Origin of the sequence: Glycomyces rhizosphaerae (assembly GCF_042647865.1) — a bacterium.
In the GTDB taxonomy this organism is placed as follows: domain Bacteria; phylum Actinomycetota; class Actinomycetes; order Mycobacteriales; family Micromonosporaceae; genus Glycomyces; species Glycomyces rhizosphaerae.
In genome coordinates this window covers 16,295-31,611 of record NZ_JBHRWO010000022.1, presented here as the reverse complement: position 1 = coordinate 31,611, position 15,317 = coordinate 16,295, and the positions used below count along the sequence as shown (strand labels likewise).

The 15,317-nt window shown below is 69.2% G+C and carries 16 protein-coding genes; 8 read left to right on the top strand and 8 right to left on the bottom strand.

Translation table 11 applies throughout. The annotated features are described in order from the left end of the window. The first annotated feature begins 94 nt into the window (after positions 1–94). The 3 genes from ACFO8M_RS25800 to ACFO8M_RS25790 are packed head-to-tail and all read left to right on the top strand — an operon-like array spanning position 95 to position 1,934. The gene (locus ACFO8M_RS25800; protein WP_387980865.1) at positions 95–1,105 is read left to right on the top strand and encodes an NYN domain-containing protein; all 1,011 of its coding nucleotides are present in this window, start codon (positions 95–97) and stop codon (positions 1,103–1,105) included. A 23-nt stretch (positions 1,106–1,128) separates the two neighbouring features. Beyond that, complete coding sequence (locus tag ACFO8M_RS25795; RefSeq protein WP_387980864.1) at positions 1,129–1,344, top strand: acyl-CoA carboxylase subunit epsilon; 216 nt, start codon at positions 1,129–1,131, stop codon at positions 1,342–1,344. Continuing rightward, positions 1,341–1,934 (top strand): Maf family protein, encoded by a 594-nt coding sequence (locus ACFO8M_RS25790; protein ID WP_387980862.1) that lies wholly within the window; start codon positions 1,341–1,343, stop codon positions 1,932–1,934. The genes ACFO8M_RS25795 and ACFO8M_RS25790 overlap by 4 nt, the downstream gene beginning before the upstream one ends. A gap of 396 nt (positions 1,935–2,330) precedes the next feature. Here the strand turns inward: ACFO8M_RS25790 and ACFO8M_RS25785 are convergent, their stop codons facing one another. After that, on the bottom strand, positions 2,331–2,873 hold the full coding sequence (locus ACFO8M_RS25785) for a thioredoxin family protein (RefSeq protein ID WP_387980860.1): 543 nt from the start codon (positions 2,871–2,873) through the stop codon (positions 2,331–2,333). A gap of 140 nt (positions 2,874–3,013) precedes the next feature. Here ACFO8M_RS25785 and ACFO8M_RS25780 point away from each other — a divergent pair, with 140 nt between their 5' ends. Further along, a complete protein-coding gene (locus tag ACFO8M_RS25780; RefSeq protein WP_387980859.1) occupies positions 3,014–3,901 on the top strand; it encodes a sulfotransferase domain-containing protein in 888 nt (295 codons plus the stop codon). 274 nt (positions 3,902–4,175) lie between these two features. Here ACFO8M_RS25780 and ACFO8M_RS25775 read toward each other — a convergent pair whose 3' ends face one another. Further along, positions 4,176–4,979: a hypothetical protein gene (locus tag ACFO8M_RS25775; RefSeq protein WP_387980857.1), complete on the bottom strand. Its 804-nt coding sequence runs from the start codon at positions 4,977–4,979 to the stop codon at positions 4,176–4,178. Here ACFO8M_RS25775 and ACFO8M_RS25770 point away from each other — a divergent pair. Then, a complete protein-coding gene (locus ACFO8M_RS25770) occupies positions 4,978–5,403 on the top strand; it encodes a GNAT family N-acetyltransferase (RefSeq protein WP_387980855.1) in 426 nt (141 codons plus the stop codon). The genes ACFO8M_RS25775 and ACFO8M_RS25770 overlap by 2 nt on opposite strands. Positions 5,404–5,497: 94 nt before the next feature. Beyond that, entirely contained in the window at positions 5,498–7,639 is a 2,142-nt protein-coding gene (locus ACFO8M_RS25765) for a HelD family protein (protein ID WP_387980853.1), read from the top strand. A gap of 74 nt (positions 7,640–7,713) precedes the next feature. Here the strand turns inward: ACFO8M_RS25765 and ACFO8M_RS25760 are convergent, their stop codons facing one another. Next, positions 7,714–8,415 (bottom strand): alpha/beta fold hydrolase, encoded by a 702-nt coding sequence (locus tag ACFO8M_RS25760; protein ID WP_387981044.1) that lies wholly within the window; start codon positions 8,413–8,415, stop codon positions 7,714–7,716. A gap of 1,765 nt (positions 8,416–10,180) precedes the next feature. Between ACFO8M_RS25760 and ACFO8M_RS25755 the strand changes: the two genes are divergently transcribed. Then, positions 10,181–10,963 carry a hypothetical protein gene (locus ACFO8M_RS25755; protein ID WP_387980852.1) on the top strand — a complete coding sequence of 261 codons (783 nt, stop codon included), beginning with the start codon at positions 10,181–10,183 and terminating at the stop codon, positions 10,961–10,963. 124 nt (positions 10,964–11,087) lie between these two features. On the opposite strand, the gene ACFO8M_RS25750 is transcribed toward ACFO8M_RS25755, so the two are convergent. Genes ACFO8M_RS25750 through ACFO8M_RS25740 form a run of 3 tightly spaced genes read right to left on the bottom strand, consistent with a single transcriptional unit; the run spans position 11,088 to position 12,412 of the window. Next, positions 11,088–11,330, bottom strand: coding sequence for a hypothetical protein (locus tag ACFO8M_RS25750; RefSeq protein WP_387980850.1), 243 nt, complete (start codon positions 11,328–11,330; stop codon positions 11,088–11,090). A 9-nt stretch (positions 11,331–11,339) separates the two neighbouring features. Next, positions 11,340–12,044, bottom strand: coding sequence for a lysoplasmalogenase family protein (locus ACFO8M_RS25745; RefSeq protein WP_387980849.1), 705 nt, complete (start codon positions 12,042–12,044; stop codon positions 11,340–11,342). Between the two features lie 38 nt (positions 12,045–12,082). Continuing rightward, a complete protein-coding gene (locus ACFO8M_RS25740) occupies positions 12,083–12,412 on the bottom strand; it encodes a hypothetical protein (protein WP_387980847.1) in 330 nt (109 codons plus the stop codon). 267 nt (positions 12,413–12,679) lie between these two features. Here ACFO8M_RS25740 and ACFO8M_RS25735 point away from each other — a divergent pair, with 267 nt between their 5' ends. Beyond that, positions 12,680–13,522 carry a class I SAM-dependent methyltransferase gene (locus ACFO8M_RS25735; RefSeq protein ID WP_387980845.1) on the top strand — a complete coding sequence of 281 codons (843 nt, stop codon included), beginning with the start codon at positions 12,680–12,682 and terminating at the stop codon, positions 13,520–13,522. A gap of 95 nt (positions 13,523–13,617) precedes the next feature. On the opposite strand, the gene ACFO8M_RS25730 is transcribed toward ACFO8M_RS25735, so the two are convergent. Then, positions 13,618–14,241, bottom strand: a complete 624-nt coding sequence (locus ACFO8M_RS25730) for a histidine phosphatase family protein (RefSeq protein ID WP_387980844.1) — start codon at positions 14,239–14,241, stop codon at positions 13,618–13,620. A gap of 70 nt (positions 14,242–14,311) precedes the next feature. Then, positions 14,312–15,292 (bottom strand): L-histidine N(alpha)-methyltransferase, encoded by a 981-nt coding sequence (gene egtD, locus ACFO8M_RS25725; protein ID WP_387980842.1) that lies wholly within the window; start codon positions 15,290–15,292, stop codon positions 14,312–14,314. Between the last annotated feature and the right edge of the window lie 25 nt (positions 15,293–15,317).

Sequence of the window (15,317 nt, the reverse complement as noted above, 5' to 3'; positions counted from 1 at the left end):
GCACCACTCCCATACCTAGAGTCCGATCCGGGTACCGTCTTATACAGCTGGGGGAAGCGGGACGAATTGTCCCGCCCGATGTTGGGAGTGGGCCATGACACCAATCGGAGGAATGCTGCCCGGGTTGCCGTCCCGGCGGTACGCCATATTGATCGACGTCGGCTACCTCTACGCGGCGGCGGCCGAGCTCCTGCTCGACGCCACGTCCCGCCGCGACTACCGCGTCGACGCCGAGAAGTTGATCAAGTCCCTCATCGAGCGCGCCGCCCACCACCTCTCCGACGGCGAACTGCTGCGCCTGTACTGGTTCGACGCCGCCCGCGACCGCGTGCCCACCGTCGACCAGCGCGTCATCGCCAACATGGAATTCGTCAAAGTCCGTCTCGGGAACCTCAACTCGCGCGGCCAGCAGAAGGGCGTCGACGCCCAGATCCGCTCCGACCTGGAACTGCTCGCCCGCCACCACGCCGTCCACGAGGCCATCCTCCTCGCCGGCGACGAGGACATGGTCCCCGCCGTCGAGGTCGCCCAGGCCTACGGCGTGCGCGTCCACCTCTGGGGCGTCGAACCGCCGTACGGCACCAACCAGGCCGAACGCCTGGTGTGGGAGTCCGACACCGTGGCGACCATCGAAGCCGAGGACTTGAGGGCCTACTTCACCAAGAGCGGCACCGCCGCGGCGGCCACGTACAGCATGGTCGGGGCGCCGATGACGCAGCCCGAACCGCGCGTGCCGAGCCCGGCCGCCGTCTTCGGCCAGCGCCAGTCCGTGGCCGTGACCATGAACGCCGCAGAGGCGCTGGCCCAGGCCGAGTCCGCTCGGCCGAAGTTCGTCCGCACCACGCAGACCGGCGAGAAGCTCGACCCCGAGACGGTGCGTCAGATCGGGGAGTACGTGGGCCACAAGTGGCTGCTGACCAGGGGCGCGGACAACATAGCGGATCTGCTTCCCGGCCCGCAGCTGCCGACGGTCATCGACAAAGAGCTCCTGGTGGAAGCCGAGAAGGAACTCGGTTACTCTCTACGCGACCACCCTGAAGCGCGGATCTGGGTCCGCGACGGCTTCTGGGAACGGGTGCACCGCGAATTCGACATTGATGAGTAGAGCGACCGACGAGGAGTAGCGCGATGAGTCTGGAACTCAAGGTCCTCCGTGGCAACCCCACCGACGAAGAGCTCGCCGCGCTGGTCGGGCTGATCACGGCCCTGCCGCGCCCCGAGGAGGAGGAGAGCGGCGGTTCCCTCCGGCGTCGGGCCGCTTGGTCGAACCCCGGCCTGCAGCTGCGGGTGCGCCGGTCCTGGCGCGACACGTCGGTGCCGGCCCGCAAGGGGATGGACCGTTGAGCAGGCCGTTCGTGCTGGCTTCGCAGTCGCCTGCGCGACGCGAGCTGCTGAAGGCCGCCGGGATCGAGCCGCAGGTGATCGTCTCGGGCGTGGACGAGAGCCACGTGATGGGCCATGACCCGGCCGAGCTGGCGTCGACGCTCGCGGAGATGAAGGCGAACGCGGTCCTCAACCTGGTCGGCCCGGACTCGCTGGTGCTCGGCTGCGATTCGGTGCTGCACTTCGGGCACGAGATCCTCGGCAAGCCCGGCGGGCCCGAGGAGGCGACCTCGCGCTGGAAGCGGATGCGCGGCCGATCGGGGACGCTCTACACCGGACACTGCCTCATCGATGTGGCCGCCGACCGGCAGGTCGTGCGGTGCGCGGGCACCGAGGTGCACTTCGCGGAGGTCTCGGACGAGGAGATCGCCGCGTACGTGGCGACGGGCGAGCCGCTGCACGTGGCGGGCTCGTTCACCCTCGACGGCTACGGCTCGGCGTTCATCGACCGCATCGACGGCGACCCCGGCACGGTGATCGGCCTTTCGATGCCGTTGCTGCGCAACATGCTCGGCGAACTCGAGATCGCCCTGCACGACCTGTGGAAGTAGGGCGCCGGGTGCGTGTGCGGACCCGCCGGGCGGGTCTGCGGACATAGGGCACGCCCCTTCCCACCCGCATCCGCCTCCGACCAACCGAAAAGGACCACACTCCCACACGGGTCCGACAGTTCAGTGAATCAGCAGGTCAAAGCACCTGCAACCGATCGCTGTCCGGCTGGTTCGACAGGTCGAATTGCCCGCCTGGTCGCGATCCGGCGGCTCATCAGGCGCTGACGCGGCGACGGCGGGTCTTCGTGGCCTCCTTGGCGTCCACCGCTTCGAACCGCCAGCGCCGCGTGGCCTCCAGCGTCGGACACACGACCGTCCTCGATGAAGCGGAAGCTCGTCGTCAAGAACGGCCGCGTCGTCGCCCGCGACGGCTCGCTGGTCTGAGCCTCCGAACGGCTATGCGCGCCACTTGATGCCGCAACCCGTCGACGGGAAATGCGGCTCGGGCACCGGCTCGCCCTGGCGCACCTGCTCGATCGCGCCCGCCAGGTACTCCCCGGTGACGGGGACGCCGTTGCCGGGGGTCGAACCGTCGAACGCGCCCCGGTAGGCGAGCGTGCGGTCGGGCCCGTACAGGAAGAAATCGGGGGTGCAGGCCGCGTTGTAGGCCCGCGCCACCTCCTGCGACTCGTCGACCAGGTACGGGAACGTCCAGTTCGCGCGCGCCACCTGGTCGGCGAGACCCACCGGCGCGTCATCGGGGTAGTGCTCGGCGTCGTTCGAGCAGATCCCCACCACGTCCAGATCCGCCTGCCCGGCCGTGAACGCACCGAAGACCTGCTCGATGTGCTTCACATACGGACAGTGGTTGCACACGAACGCGACCAGCAGCATCGGAGCGTCGAAATCGGCCAGCGACCGCAACACCCCGTCAAGATCCGGCAGCGAGAAATCGGGGGCGGCCGTACCGAGCGCCACCATGTTCGAGTTGAGGGCCAAAGGAATCGCACTCCAAGCGATAGACGACGTCTCACCTCCATCGTAGGGAGCCCGCGAGACCGATGCAATCGCGTCGGGATTCGCCCGCGGCGCCCGCATTTCGATTGCCGCGCCGAACCGTCCATCCCTAGACTGCCGTGATGCCCTACCGCTACACCTCGCCCGACGAGGACTCCGGCCGCTGGGCGGACTTCCCCGCCCGACCCGGCGACATCGTCATCAGCACCCGCTCGAAGCACGGCACCACCTGGACGCAGATGATCTGCGCACTCCTGGCCTTCCAGACCCCGAACCTGCCCGCGCCGCTCCCGGAGCTCTCGCCCTGGCTCGACTGGCTCGTCGTGCCGCAAGACGAGGTCTTCGCGCGGCTCGAAGCCCAGACCCACCGCCGCTTCATCAAGACCCACACGCCCCTCGACGGCATCCCGATCCACCCCGAGAGCCGCTACATCGTCGCCGCCCGCCACCCTCTGGACGCCGCCGTCTCTCTCTACCACCAGGGCCAGAACCTCGACCGCGACCGAATCAGGGAGCTGACCGGCGCCCCGGAACCCGATCAAGGCGACGACCCGACGCCGCGGAAACCCCTGCGGGAGTGGCTGGTCCACTGGACCGAAGAGGAGGCCGAACCGAGGGAATGGCTCGACTCCCTGCAAGGCGTCATGCTGCACCTCAACGACGCCTGGGGCCGCCGCGAGGAGCCGAACCTCCTCCTCGTCCACTACGCCGATCTCGCCGCCGACCTCGAAGGCGAGATGCGCCGCATCGCCACCTGGCTCGACATCGAGGTCGAGGAGGGGCGCTGGCCGGAGCTGGTGAAGGCGGCGACCTTCGGCGAGATGAAAGCGAAGGCGGAACGTCTGACCCCCGATCCGGCCGGGGTGATGAAGAGCCGCGACGCGTTCTTCCGAAGGGGTACTTCAGGCTCGGCCGCGGAGCTGCTGAGCGACGAGGAACTGGCGGCCTACACGAAGCGAGTCGAGGAGATGGCCCCTGAAGCACTCCTGGAGTGGCTCCACCGCCCATGAAGTGCGGCGGGGCTCCAGGCCAGGTAGTTGGAGCCCCGCCGCCGGCCGTCCCGACTACCCCACTTCGTCGGACGGCCTCCTGGTGATGGCGGCAAAGTCTCTAGTCGAGCAGGCTTGGTTCTCTGCCGCCGCGCCACCGGGTGCGTGTGAACGAGCGTAGAACCGCCCAATCGGCTTGCACAGTCGAAAACCCGACAAATGCAGACATTGCTATTTTCGCATGGAAAACGGACGTGGAAGGCGTGGATCGCATGGCACGTCGTTCCCCAGTGGATTACGCGTCTTCGGCTTGAGCTGGTTCCACCTCGGGCCCTTCGGCATTGCCTTTGAAATGGCGACCGGGGATCTCGACTTGCGCGATGCGCCGAAGGGTCGTGAGGAGGGCGTCGCCGAGGACCGTTCCCGCGATCATCGTCTCGAGAATTTCTTCGCGGTCCTCCCACTTCATCAACAGCCGGATATCGGCCTCGGCCACGCTCTCGGCCGCGAGCGCGTACGAGTCGTGCTCGAACATGTCGCCGAGCCCGAGCCCGAGCCCGAGCCCGAGCCCGAGCCCGAGCCCGAGCCCGAGCCCGAGCCCGAGCCCGAGCCCGAGCCCGAGCCCGAGCCCGAGCCCGAGCCCGAGCCGCCGCATCCGGCCGATGACGTCCGCAAGCGTCACGAGATACGAGTGGTCGGGCGAGACCAGGCTCCAGTCGCGTCCGCGCACGATCACCCACGCCGTCTCGAGCTCCGCCGGATCGGGGGCCTCGGCGAGGATCTCCCGCACCTTGGCGATCGGCAGCGAGCCGGTCTCGACCATCGCGCGCACCAGCCGCAGCCGCCGCACGTGCACCTCGCCGTAGCTGCCGCCGTCATGCTGCGGGTCTACCTCGGCCTGTTCATCGCCGTCCAACTCCCGCTGCTGGAATCGGCGTACGGCGGCGAATTCGACGCGCTGTTCCCCGTCGCCTACACCGGCGCGATCGTCGGTTCGATCGCGTTCAACCTCCTGTTCATCGAGATCTATCTGCGTCGCAAGGACAGTCGCCGGATTTGCGTTGGCGCGGCCGGAGCACCGGGCATAGGTTGGGGTCATGAGCGACGCGTACACGATCTCCTCCGACCCCGACCGCCTCGACCGCGAGTGGATCCACAAGGTCATCTCGACCGACACGTACTGGGGCGGGGGCCGCACCCGCGAGCGCATGGACTCCGCCATCGACAACTCGGTCCCGTACGGGCTCTACGACGACTCGGGCCGCCAGCTCGCGTTCGCGCGCCTGGTCACCGACCGTGCGACCTTCGCGTGGCTCAGCGACGTGTTCGTGGAGCGGGACGCTCGCGGCCAGGGCCTGAGCAAGCGACTCGTCGGCCACATCGTGGACGAGGCCGAGGCGATGGGCGTCCGGCGCGTCCTCCTCGCGACCGCCGATGCCCAAGGGCTGTACCGGCAGTTCGGCTTCGGCGAGATCGACGACGCCTACTCGTGGATGTACAGAGTCTGGCCCGACGCCGTCTAAGCAGTGCGCAAGCACTCCCTAGTCCATGATCGGCGTACGGGTGTCGCTTCGACGCGCTAGGCTGGTGCGTTCTCGAATTCGAGCGAGGAGCGCAGTGTCCCAGGAACCAGGCCCCGCCGACGACCGGAAAGAACAGGACGTCGACACGACCCACGCCGTGCCCGCCCCCGATCCGGCCAACACCCCCGAGCAGGAAATCGCGATCGAGCAGAGCTTCGTCGACCGCGTCTACGAACGCGTCGACGTGCTCCGCGGCGAAGCCGAGGAAAACCGCGACTCCGGCTACGCCCACCTCGCCGCCACCGTGCCCGGCGCGCGGTACGAACGCGACGTGTTCGTCTACCAGGCGGCCCGCCGCATCGCCGACCTCGACTCCCAGCATGAGGGCCTGGTCTTCGGCCGGCTCGACTTCGACGACGGCAAGGTCCGCCACGTCGGGCGCCTCGGCGTGCGCGACGAGGAGTACCGCACCCTGCTCGTCGACTGGCGCGCCCCCGCCTCAGCGCCGTTCTACCGCGCGACCGCCGTCGACCGCCAGGGCGTGTCCCGGCGCCGCGTCATCCGCTCCTTCGGCCGCACCGTCGAGGAGATCAGCGACGACCTGCTCAACGACGACGCCGCCGAGCGCCTCCCCGTGATCGGCGACGGAGCGCTCATGGCCGCCTTGGGCCGCAAGCGGACCGGGCGCATGCGCGACATCGTCGCCACCATCCAGGCCGAGCAGGACGCCGCGATCCGCGCGCCCGGCCGCGGCGCCACCATCATCACCGGCGGGCCCGGCACCGGCAAGACCGTCGTCGCCCTCCACCGCGCCGCCTACCTGCTCTACCAGGACCGCAGCCGCTACGAGGCCGCCGGCATCCTCGTCGTCGGCCCCTCGGCCGTGTTCATGAAGTACATCGGCCGGGTCCTGCCCAGCCTCGGCGAGGAGACCGCCGCGCTGTACTCGCTCGGCGAGCTGTACGCCGGTGTCGAAGCGACCCGCCAGGACCGGCCCGAGGTCGCGGCCGTCAAGGGCGGCACCGTGATGCTCCCGATCCTGCGCCGCCTCGTGCGCCAGACCCCGCCCGGAGCGCCGCACGAACTGCGCATCGTCTACCGCGGCGACGTGTTCAAACTCGACGCCGCCGAACTCGGCGCCGCGCGCGCCCGCGTCTTCGAGAAGGAACCGCGCCCGAACCTCGCCAAGACCGAGGCCGGACGCGCGCTCCTCGTCGCCTTGTGGCGCAAGATCAAACCGGTCGTCGAAGAGGCCGAGCCCGCGAAGTTCTCCCGCGACGTCGGCTCGCGCGGGGAGTTCCTCACGTTCCTCGACCACTGGTGGCCCGACCTCGACCCGTCCGACGTCCTTGCTTGGGGCGGCGACGCCCGCCGCCTCGCCTCGGCCGCCGAAGGGCACCTGAAGAAGGACGCGATCGAAGGGGTCGCCGCGTCGCTGCGCGAGACCGACTTCTCGATCCCGGACGTCGCGCTGCTCGACGAGCTGCGCATCCTCCTCGGCGTCAAACCCCAGCCGCGCAACCGCGACCGGATCCGCTCGTGGGAAGGCATCCAGGAGGTCTCGACCACCCAGGACCGCTACTACGACCGGCCCGAGCGGCAGGCCCGCGACGCCTTCTACGAGGACTACGCGCACGTCATCATCGATGAGGCGCAGGACCTCTCGCCGATGCAGTGGCGCATGCTCGGACGGCGCGGACGCGCCGCCGGGTGGACCATCGTCGGCGACGAGGCCCAGTCGAGCTGGCCGCGTCCCAAGGAAAGCGCCGAATCTCGCCGCCGCGCCGTCCCGCGCGGGCGCCTCTACGAGTTCCACCTGACCAAGAACTACCGGAACTCCAAAGAGGTCTTCGAGTACGCCGCCGAATGGGCGAAGCCGCGCCTGCGCAAGATCGACCTTCCGGAGGCGGTCCGCGAGACCGGCGTCGACGTCGTCGAGAAGACCGTCGCCGCCGACGCGCTCCTCCCCGAGGTCGCGGGTGCGGTCGTGCAGGCCCTCGACGCCGTCGAGGGCACCGTGGGCATCATCGCGCCCTACAGCCGGCACGCAGAACTGTCGGACATCGTCCACGACGGCCGCGTGACCCTGGTGGGTCCCTTGGAGTCCAAGGGCCTCGAATGGGACGCCGTGATCGCCGTCGACCTCGAAGCCGTCGCCAAGTCCCATGGCGCTGGCGTCGCCTATGTGGTCCTCACCCGAGCCACGCAGCGCCTGACCAGAATCGACCTCGCCTAGGAAAACGACCGGCTGCGCGCCGATGACCCGATCATCGCGTGAGCATCGCTGCGGCAACCTCGTCGGCGGCCGCGTCAGGGATGGCTGTCGCGGCCTGTTCGAGCACCAGCAGCCGAGCGTCGGGGATCTCGCGCGCGAGCGCCTCGCCGTTCCCGACCGGGAAGAACCGGTTGTGACGACCGTGCACCACCAGTGTCGGCATCGCAAGCTCGGGCAGGCGCTCGCGCCAGCGCGGTTGGCAGTCGAGTCTGGCGAAGACCGTGCCCAACTGATTGGCCATCTGGACCGCGGGCTCCGTGCTCGGAGTGCGGTCGAAAATGCGTTCGGCCCTCACGCGTGCCGCGGCGGGGTCGTCGCCGAGGATCTCCGCCCCGGCAGCGGCGAACCGGGCTACAGCGGTGCGGTCGGACCAGTCGGGCATCGGGCGCGCGAACAGTCGGCCCATCGTCGCGGCGTCGTGGTCGGGCAGGTCCTTGTACCGGCCCGGGCGCGACGGGCCGAGTTCCGGCAAGCGTGAGGGCCGAGAACGCCTTCGGGTGGTCGAGCGCGGCGACCTGGGCGACCATGCCCCCGACGCCGATGCCGGCTAGGTGCGCAGGACGGTCGTCGAGCTCGCGGGCGAGCGCGGCGGCGTCAGCGGCCAAGTCCCGCAACGTATATGCGGGCGCCTCGGGGTCGACGGTCGTCGACTCCCCGGAGTCGCGCAGGTCGTAGCGCACTACGTGACGCCCGCCGCGCGCAAGTGCCTGGCAGAGCGAGTCGGGCCAGGAGAGCATGGTCGTGCCGCCCGCCAGTAGTACGAGGGGCGCAGCTGTATCGCCGAAGTGCTCGACTCCGAGTTTGACGTTCTCCGACATGCGTTACTCCCGTTGATATGGCGGCCAGGAGGCCGCACTCATATAGACGAGATGCGAGGTCCATATTCATCGGGCTGCCTCGGCTCGCGAACTCGACCTGGCCTGGAGTACGCCTCGGGGCCTCATCCCGGGATGGTGGGGTTCGCTGTTCGAGCGGGCGGCGACGAGGAGGTGGATGGGTGGGGTCGGTTCTCGGGTGGCGGGTCGGTTTGGGTTGGGGCGCAGCGGTTCTGGTGGTGGTGGGGGCGGGGAACATGAAGCCTTTCGCACCGTGTGGGTGTTGCCGCGTGGTCTGGGGTTGCGGATAATTGAAGGTACGTACAAGGATGCGAAATCCGAGCAGATGAACGTAGAGTCTGGTGGTAAGCAGACTACGACATGAGCCTCTGGCCAGATACTCCGTTCACCTCGTAGAAGCCAAGTTGCGCCAGCCAGATTGGGAGCTGGACAGATCTGCTTCCTTGCTTGTGCCATTGCTTTAGGTGACGGGTCCTCGCAGGTATGGACCGGCCGACGGCGACCGGTGGGTGTGGTTCCCTGCCGGACACGAACGGCCCGTGGCAATCCGGCCGGTCACGACAACGACAGCAAGCGCACAGGCGCCTGATGGAGCAGGCCGCCAACGGCACGACGATCCCTGGGTTCGCGACCACGATCAACAGCGACCCGACCTACCAGGCCCGACACCCGAACCGACCATGCACGAAGGAGGTGAACACACCATGACCGACACGACCATGACTGATGCGACCGACACGACCCCGCCGGGTGCTCGGCGGCGGGAACGAACCCGCCCAACCGGGCAGGCGGCACCGACTGGCACCGCCACGGCGAGCCGGGCTGCCCTGAGCGCGGCGACTGGCACCGGGGAGGGCGCGGCGGCCATCACCGCCGCCCCGAACATCGGGACCGGTTCTGACCGGACCGTCGCCAACTGGCTGCAACCCAACCGGAACGGGTCCGAACAGGCCGCACCGACCGACACGCACCCAGCCCGGCGGCGACATCGGCCAGCCCGGCCCCGAGCACACGACCCAGGCCCGGCGCCGTCCCCGCCAGTGCTGACTGCTTGCGGCACAAGTAAAACGCGACTGCGAGGGTGTCAGCGACCGGCACCGCCCGGTCGGCTCGGCGCCCCAGCTCTTCCCGATTCCGGCCTGGCCTCGGCGGTACACCCCGGGAGCACTCCCGCCTTGCCGTCGCTGATTGCTTGCGGCGCAAGCACAGTGAGACCGAGAGTCGCTGACGACCGGCACCGCCCATTCGGCTCGGCTCCAACTCCACCTGACCGCGACCCGGCCACATACTTCCCGCTCAACCCGCGCCTCACTGTCGCTGACGGCTTGAAGCCGACCCGAATCGCGGCCGAGTGGGAACCGGCGACCGTTACCGCCCCGCGGCTGCGCGGGCAGCGTCGACCGGCCCCGCGCGATCCGTCAGGCAACGGCGACCAGCGCCGCCCCAGCCGTTCGCGGCGACCGACCTCGCCTCGGCATCACACCCTCAGCTCGCTCTCACCTCGACTTCGCTGACTGCCTGTGGCGCAATCGAAGCGAATCCGCGAGGCGGCCACGAGCGAAGCGTGCGATGAACTCCAGCAGCAGGTTCCGTTTGCGGTAGCGCGCCCAGAAGCCGTGGCAGATTGTCACCTGGGCCGCTGGCCGGCCGTTGATACCATCGCGAAATGGCTGCCCCCGGACAAGACCCTCCCGAGACGCGGACCCTCCGCGGCTGGCTCGCGGTCAACTACAGCATCCCGGCAAGGATCGTCGCTGTCGCCGGGGCACTCGCGAGCGCCTGGGGCCTGGCCACCGCCGTCGGCGACACCGAGGGCGTGCGCCCCCTCAGCTGGCTCATGTTCCTCGGCCCCGCCGTGGCGGGCGCCTTCCCCACACTCGAACTCGCGTGGCGACGAGACCGGGACCTGTCGATGGCCACTGTGAAGCCGCGCTGGTTCGCGTTCCCGTTCTTCGGCGCGCTCGGGGCGGTGATCGCCATGGGCGCCACCGAGACCGTCATGCGCGCAACGGGCGCGGTCGCCGCGGCGCAGGCACGGGACAAGTGGCATTACTGGTTCGCCGTCGACGGGCCGCCCGCGCCCTCGATCCTGTTCGGCCTTCTCGGGTACGCCGCCGGGCTCCTGCTGGCGATCGTGCTCTTCGTCGTCGTCCTGTGGCCGGTCCAGATCATCCTGCGCCCGCGCCAGGCGATCGCGGAGAACATGATGGACACCTCGCAGGAGCACTTCCGCCGCAACCGCGCGGCTCTCGCCCTGATGCCGGTCATGGTAATCGGCGCCGTCGTGATCGCCATCGCCCTCACCTCCGCGAACGGCCCGCTCGCGTTGGTCTCGATCCTGGTCGAAGCAGCACTGGTCGTCGTCGCGGTGGTACTCCAGCGCGTTGACAAACAGCGCCGTACGGCGACAGGCGTTGCCGCGGGGATCGAGCTCAAGCGCGACAGCTGACCGGTGCCGGTGAGAGTCGCGAACTGCCCCGGGCCAATAGCCCGGCGCGCGAATCTCCCAGCAGCCGGTCGCTACGGAATCAACAGCGGGACAGCCTCTGCCCTTCGGCCGAGCCCTATCGCGGTCAGGCTTCCGGGGAGTCCTCTTCGCTTCGCTTGTTGGACTTCCTGAGCCCGTAGATGATGAGGGCAGCCGCGAGAACTCCCGGGCCCATGTGGACGAGGAGGACGCCGAAGAGGCTCGGGCCGCCCCAGTCGTTCTCGTAGCTCGACGGGTCGGAGAAGTCGATCACGAACGGCTCCATCATGGCCCGCACGATGAAGTACCCGCCCACGACGAAGGCGATCAGCCACAAGACGCGTTTCATGAATCGACTCTAATGCGCCCCAGGGCCCGGCGGGGGCGTCGCGGGCAGGGCTTTGATCGTGCCGAGGACCAGCAGCAGCTGCGCCGCCGCGTAAGTCGTCATCACCGCTTGGTCCTGCAGCGGGAGTTCGATACCGGCCACGCCGAGGCCCAGCAGCAGGTCCGAGACCACGAACAGCAGTCCACCCGCGGCCGCAAAACGGCCGAGGCCGCTTGCCGCCGCGGCCATCGCCACCAGGAGCAGGCTGTAGACAGCGACCGGCACAGCCAGTGCCTCGAGGCGAGGCCACAGCACCACGTTGGCCACCAGCCAGACCACCAGATAGCCGCCCGGGATCATCCAGCGGCGGCGCAGGATCGGCAACGCGCCCAAGCGAATGAACACCACAAAGTAGGTGATCTGCATGAACCCGAACAGGCCCATGCCCACCAGGAACGCGACCGTGCCATCCACCAGCAGCGCGATGTCGGCCGCGCAGGCCAGCAGGAGGCCCAGGCCAAATAGGCGGGCAGGTCGCAGGCCCGGTGGCGTTGCGATGATCAGGTAGCCGAGGAGCAGGAGCGTCAACGCGGGTTTGCTCGCCCAGCGGACGGCGTCCGCGCCGAAGCTGATCGCCGCGAGGTCGACAGCGAGGGCGGTCGCGAAGGCCCACAGCCAGAAACGCGAGGGGACACGTACCAGCAGCGAGCGGATCAGGAGGAGGGGAGGGCTCATGGGTGCCGGAGCCTATCAGAGGCCCCACACGCTGCGTCTCAGTTGAGGGTGAGGCCGTTGATGGTGTCGGCCTGGACCACGTTCTTCGGGCCGTCGCCGTGGAAGTTGTTCTGGAACTTCACGATGTTGGTGACCTGGATCGGGCGGCCGATGATCCCCTCGAGTTCGGAGCGGAACTCGGGTTCAGACGCGCAGGTCTCGTTGATCGTCGCGGCGAGCGGTTCGATTCCCGCGATCGCGTCCCCGCCGCCGAAACGCCTGCGGACCGCGTCGACGGCCTTGCGGGTGACGTCCGCGCCGTTCTGCGCCAGCACCTCGGCGGCTTTCCCGGCAGCGGCGGTCGCGATCGTGAGCAGGATCGGATCCATCGGGCACCCTCCGTTCAAGGTCTGCGGCAAGCCTACCGGTATGGGACCATGGGCGAGGTCCACCGGAGCAGCATCTCATGGAGGAAAGCGGGCCCCTTGAACCACAACGATTTCCACGGCGAAGTCCGGAACTTCTGGCCGGGCCCGAGGGGGCACCGTCTTGCGCTCCTCAGTGACGAACCGAAACGCTCCGAGCACTGGAAAAGCGCTGGCGATCTACGAATCGATCGGCGATGCCGGCGCCGATGAGATACGGAAACTGCTCCAATGACCATTGACACCGCCGATTGGGAGTGGGACGAGACCCTCTTCGCCGGCAGCGCCGCCCACTACAGCGTCGGCCGGATGCCGTACCCGCCGAGCCTCGCCGAAGCGGTCCGCGCTGCGCTCGGGCTCGACGGCACCGGTCGGCTGCTCGACGTAGGTTGCGGCCCAGGGTCGTTGACCCTGCTGCTCGCGCCGTTCTTCGCGTCCGCCGTGGGAGTCGATCCCGACCCCGGCATGCTCGCCGAGGCGAGCCGCAACGCAACCGAAGCCGAGATCGAGAACGTGGAGTGGCGCCGCCTCCGCGCCGAGGAACTCCCGGCCGGCCTCGGCACGTTCCGAGTCGCCACCTTCGCCCAGTCCTTCCACTGGATGGACCGGCTCCTCGTGGCACGCCGCGTCCGCGACATGCTCGCCCCGGACGGCGCCTGGGTCCACGTCAGCGCCACCACCCACAGGGGCGCGCCCTACACCGATCCACTGCCGCATCCCGCGCCGCCGTGGGACGACGTCGCCGATCTGGTCGCCGCCTATCTCGGGCCGATTCGCCGTGCCGGGCGAGGACAACTCGCGGGCGGAACCGCCGGCGGCGAGGAAGAGGTGATGCGGGAGGCGAGGTTCACGGAACTGACCCGCATCCAGATCGACGAGGGCCGGACCGTCGATCGCGGCATCGACGCGATCGTCGCATCGGTGTTCTCACTGTCCAGTTCGGCGCCGCACCTGTTCGCCGATCGCCTGCCCGCCTTCGAAACCGACCTGCGGACCCTGCTGGCGGCCGCCGCACCCGAGGGCCGTTTCTCGGAGCGTGTCGTGCCGATCGAAGCCGTGGTCTGGCGGTCCTGAAGCCGCTCGGTAGGACGACCGCGATCGTCGCGGAGTAGACGCCGTCCGGCGAGCGAAGCCGGAGTTCACCGGCCGCGACCGCGTTTCCGACAGGATCATCGTGCGGCCGATTCGTCTGGGGGCCAGGCGGTTCCGCTCGCGGCGGCCGCGGTGAGGTTCCAGAGGGTGATCGCGTGGTGCCCGTGTTCGTAGCCGAGGGCGGCGATCGAAGCGGTGTCGATCTTGAAATCGCGGCCGTCCCGGGCCGGGCGGCCGAGCCATCTCGCCGCCGCCACGCGGAGGCTGTGGCCGTGTGCGATGAACGCGACGTCGCCGCGTGCCAGCAGCGGTTCGGCCTCGGTGAGCGCCCGGTCGAGGCGGACGGTGACCTCATCGGGGGACTCGCCGCCGGGGCCTTTGCCGCCGTCGGTCCAGAGCGACCAGTCCGAGTTCTCGGCTGCGATCTCCTCGCTGGTGCGGCCCTCGTAGTCGCCGTAGCCCCATTCGGCCAGGTCGGGGACGACGGCGGTGAGTTCGAGGCCGGCGAGGTCGGCCGTGATGAGCGCCCGTTTGCGCGGGCTCGACCAGACCGCGGCGAAGTGCCGGTCGGCGAGGAGCGGCGCGAGCGCTTTCGCTTGCGACACACCGTTCTCGGTGAGTTCGAGGTCGGTGACGGACGTATGCTGGCCGGAGGCCGACCAGGTGGTCTCGCCGTGGCGGATGAGCACGATCTCTCCCATGCCGACCACCTTAATCCGGCCGGGCCGGGGCCACGTCCCGATCAGCGGGCGCGGGCCGCGTGCAGGCCGGTCAGATCGCGCGGGCCAGGAAGACGCCCATGTAGTCGTGTTCGTCGGTCCAGCACTGCGCGGGTGCGAAGCCGTGGGCATGGAGCTGGTTCTCGAGTTCGCCGCGGTGGAACTTCGTGGAGATGCCGGTGTGGATCTCTTCGCCCACGCGGAAGCTGACGTCGAGGTCGAGGGCCGCGAGGTCCACCTTCATGGGCTTCATGGCGCGCAGGCGCATGTCGATGGTGGCGGTGTCGTTGTCCCACAGGGCGATGTGCTCGAAGTTGTCGGGTTCGAAGTCGGCGTCGAGCCGGTGGTTGAGGACGTACAGGACGTGCCGGTTGAACTCGGCGGTGACGCCCGCGGCGTCGTTGTAGGCCGCGAGGATCACGTCCGGGTTCTTCACGAGGTCGGCGCCGAGGAGGAACCAGTCGCCGGGGCGGAGGGATTCGCGCAGGTCACGCAGGAACTGGCTCCGTTCCATGCCGGTGAAGTTCCCGAAGGTGCCGCCGAGGAACGCGACGAGCCGCGTGTCGTGGTGGTCGGGGAGTTGCGCGAGGTGGCGGGTGAAGTCGCCGACGATGCCGCCGAGGTGGGCGTCGGGGTAGGCGGTGGCGAGTTCGAGCAGCACGTCGCGGACCTCGCCTTCGGCGACGTCGAAGGGCCAGAACGCGTCGAGTCGTCCCGCCCGGCTGAGCGCGCCCAGCAGGGGCCGGATCTTCTCGGCCCGGCCGGCGCCGAGCTCGATCACGGAGATCGGGTCGGTGCCGAGCGCGTCGGCGATCTCCTCGGCCCGGTCGTGGAGGATCGCCCGTTCGCTGCGGGTCTGGTAGTACTCGGGCTGGCGGGTGAGCTCGCCGAAGAGGGTGGAACCGCGGCCGTCGTAGTGGAGGCGCATGGGGAGGTATTTGGGGTGCGAGGTCAGGCCCCGCCGGGCGTCGAGGCGGAGGGCCGCTTCGAGGTCGGTCTCGTCGAGGCAGATCCGCAGTTCAGGAGCAGGCACAATACGATCTTATGTCGACTCGGGC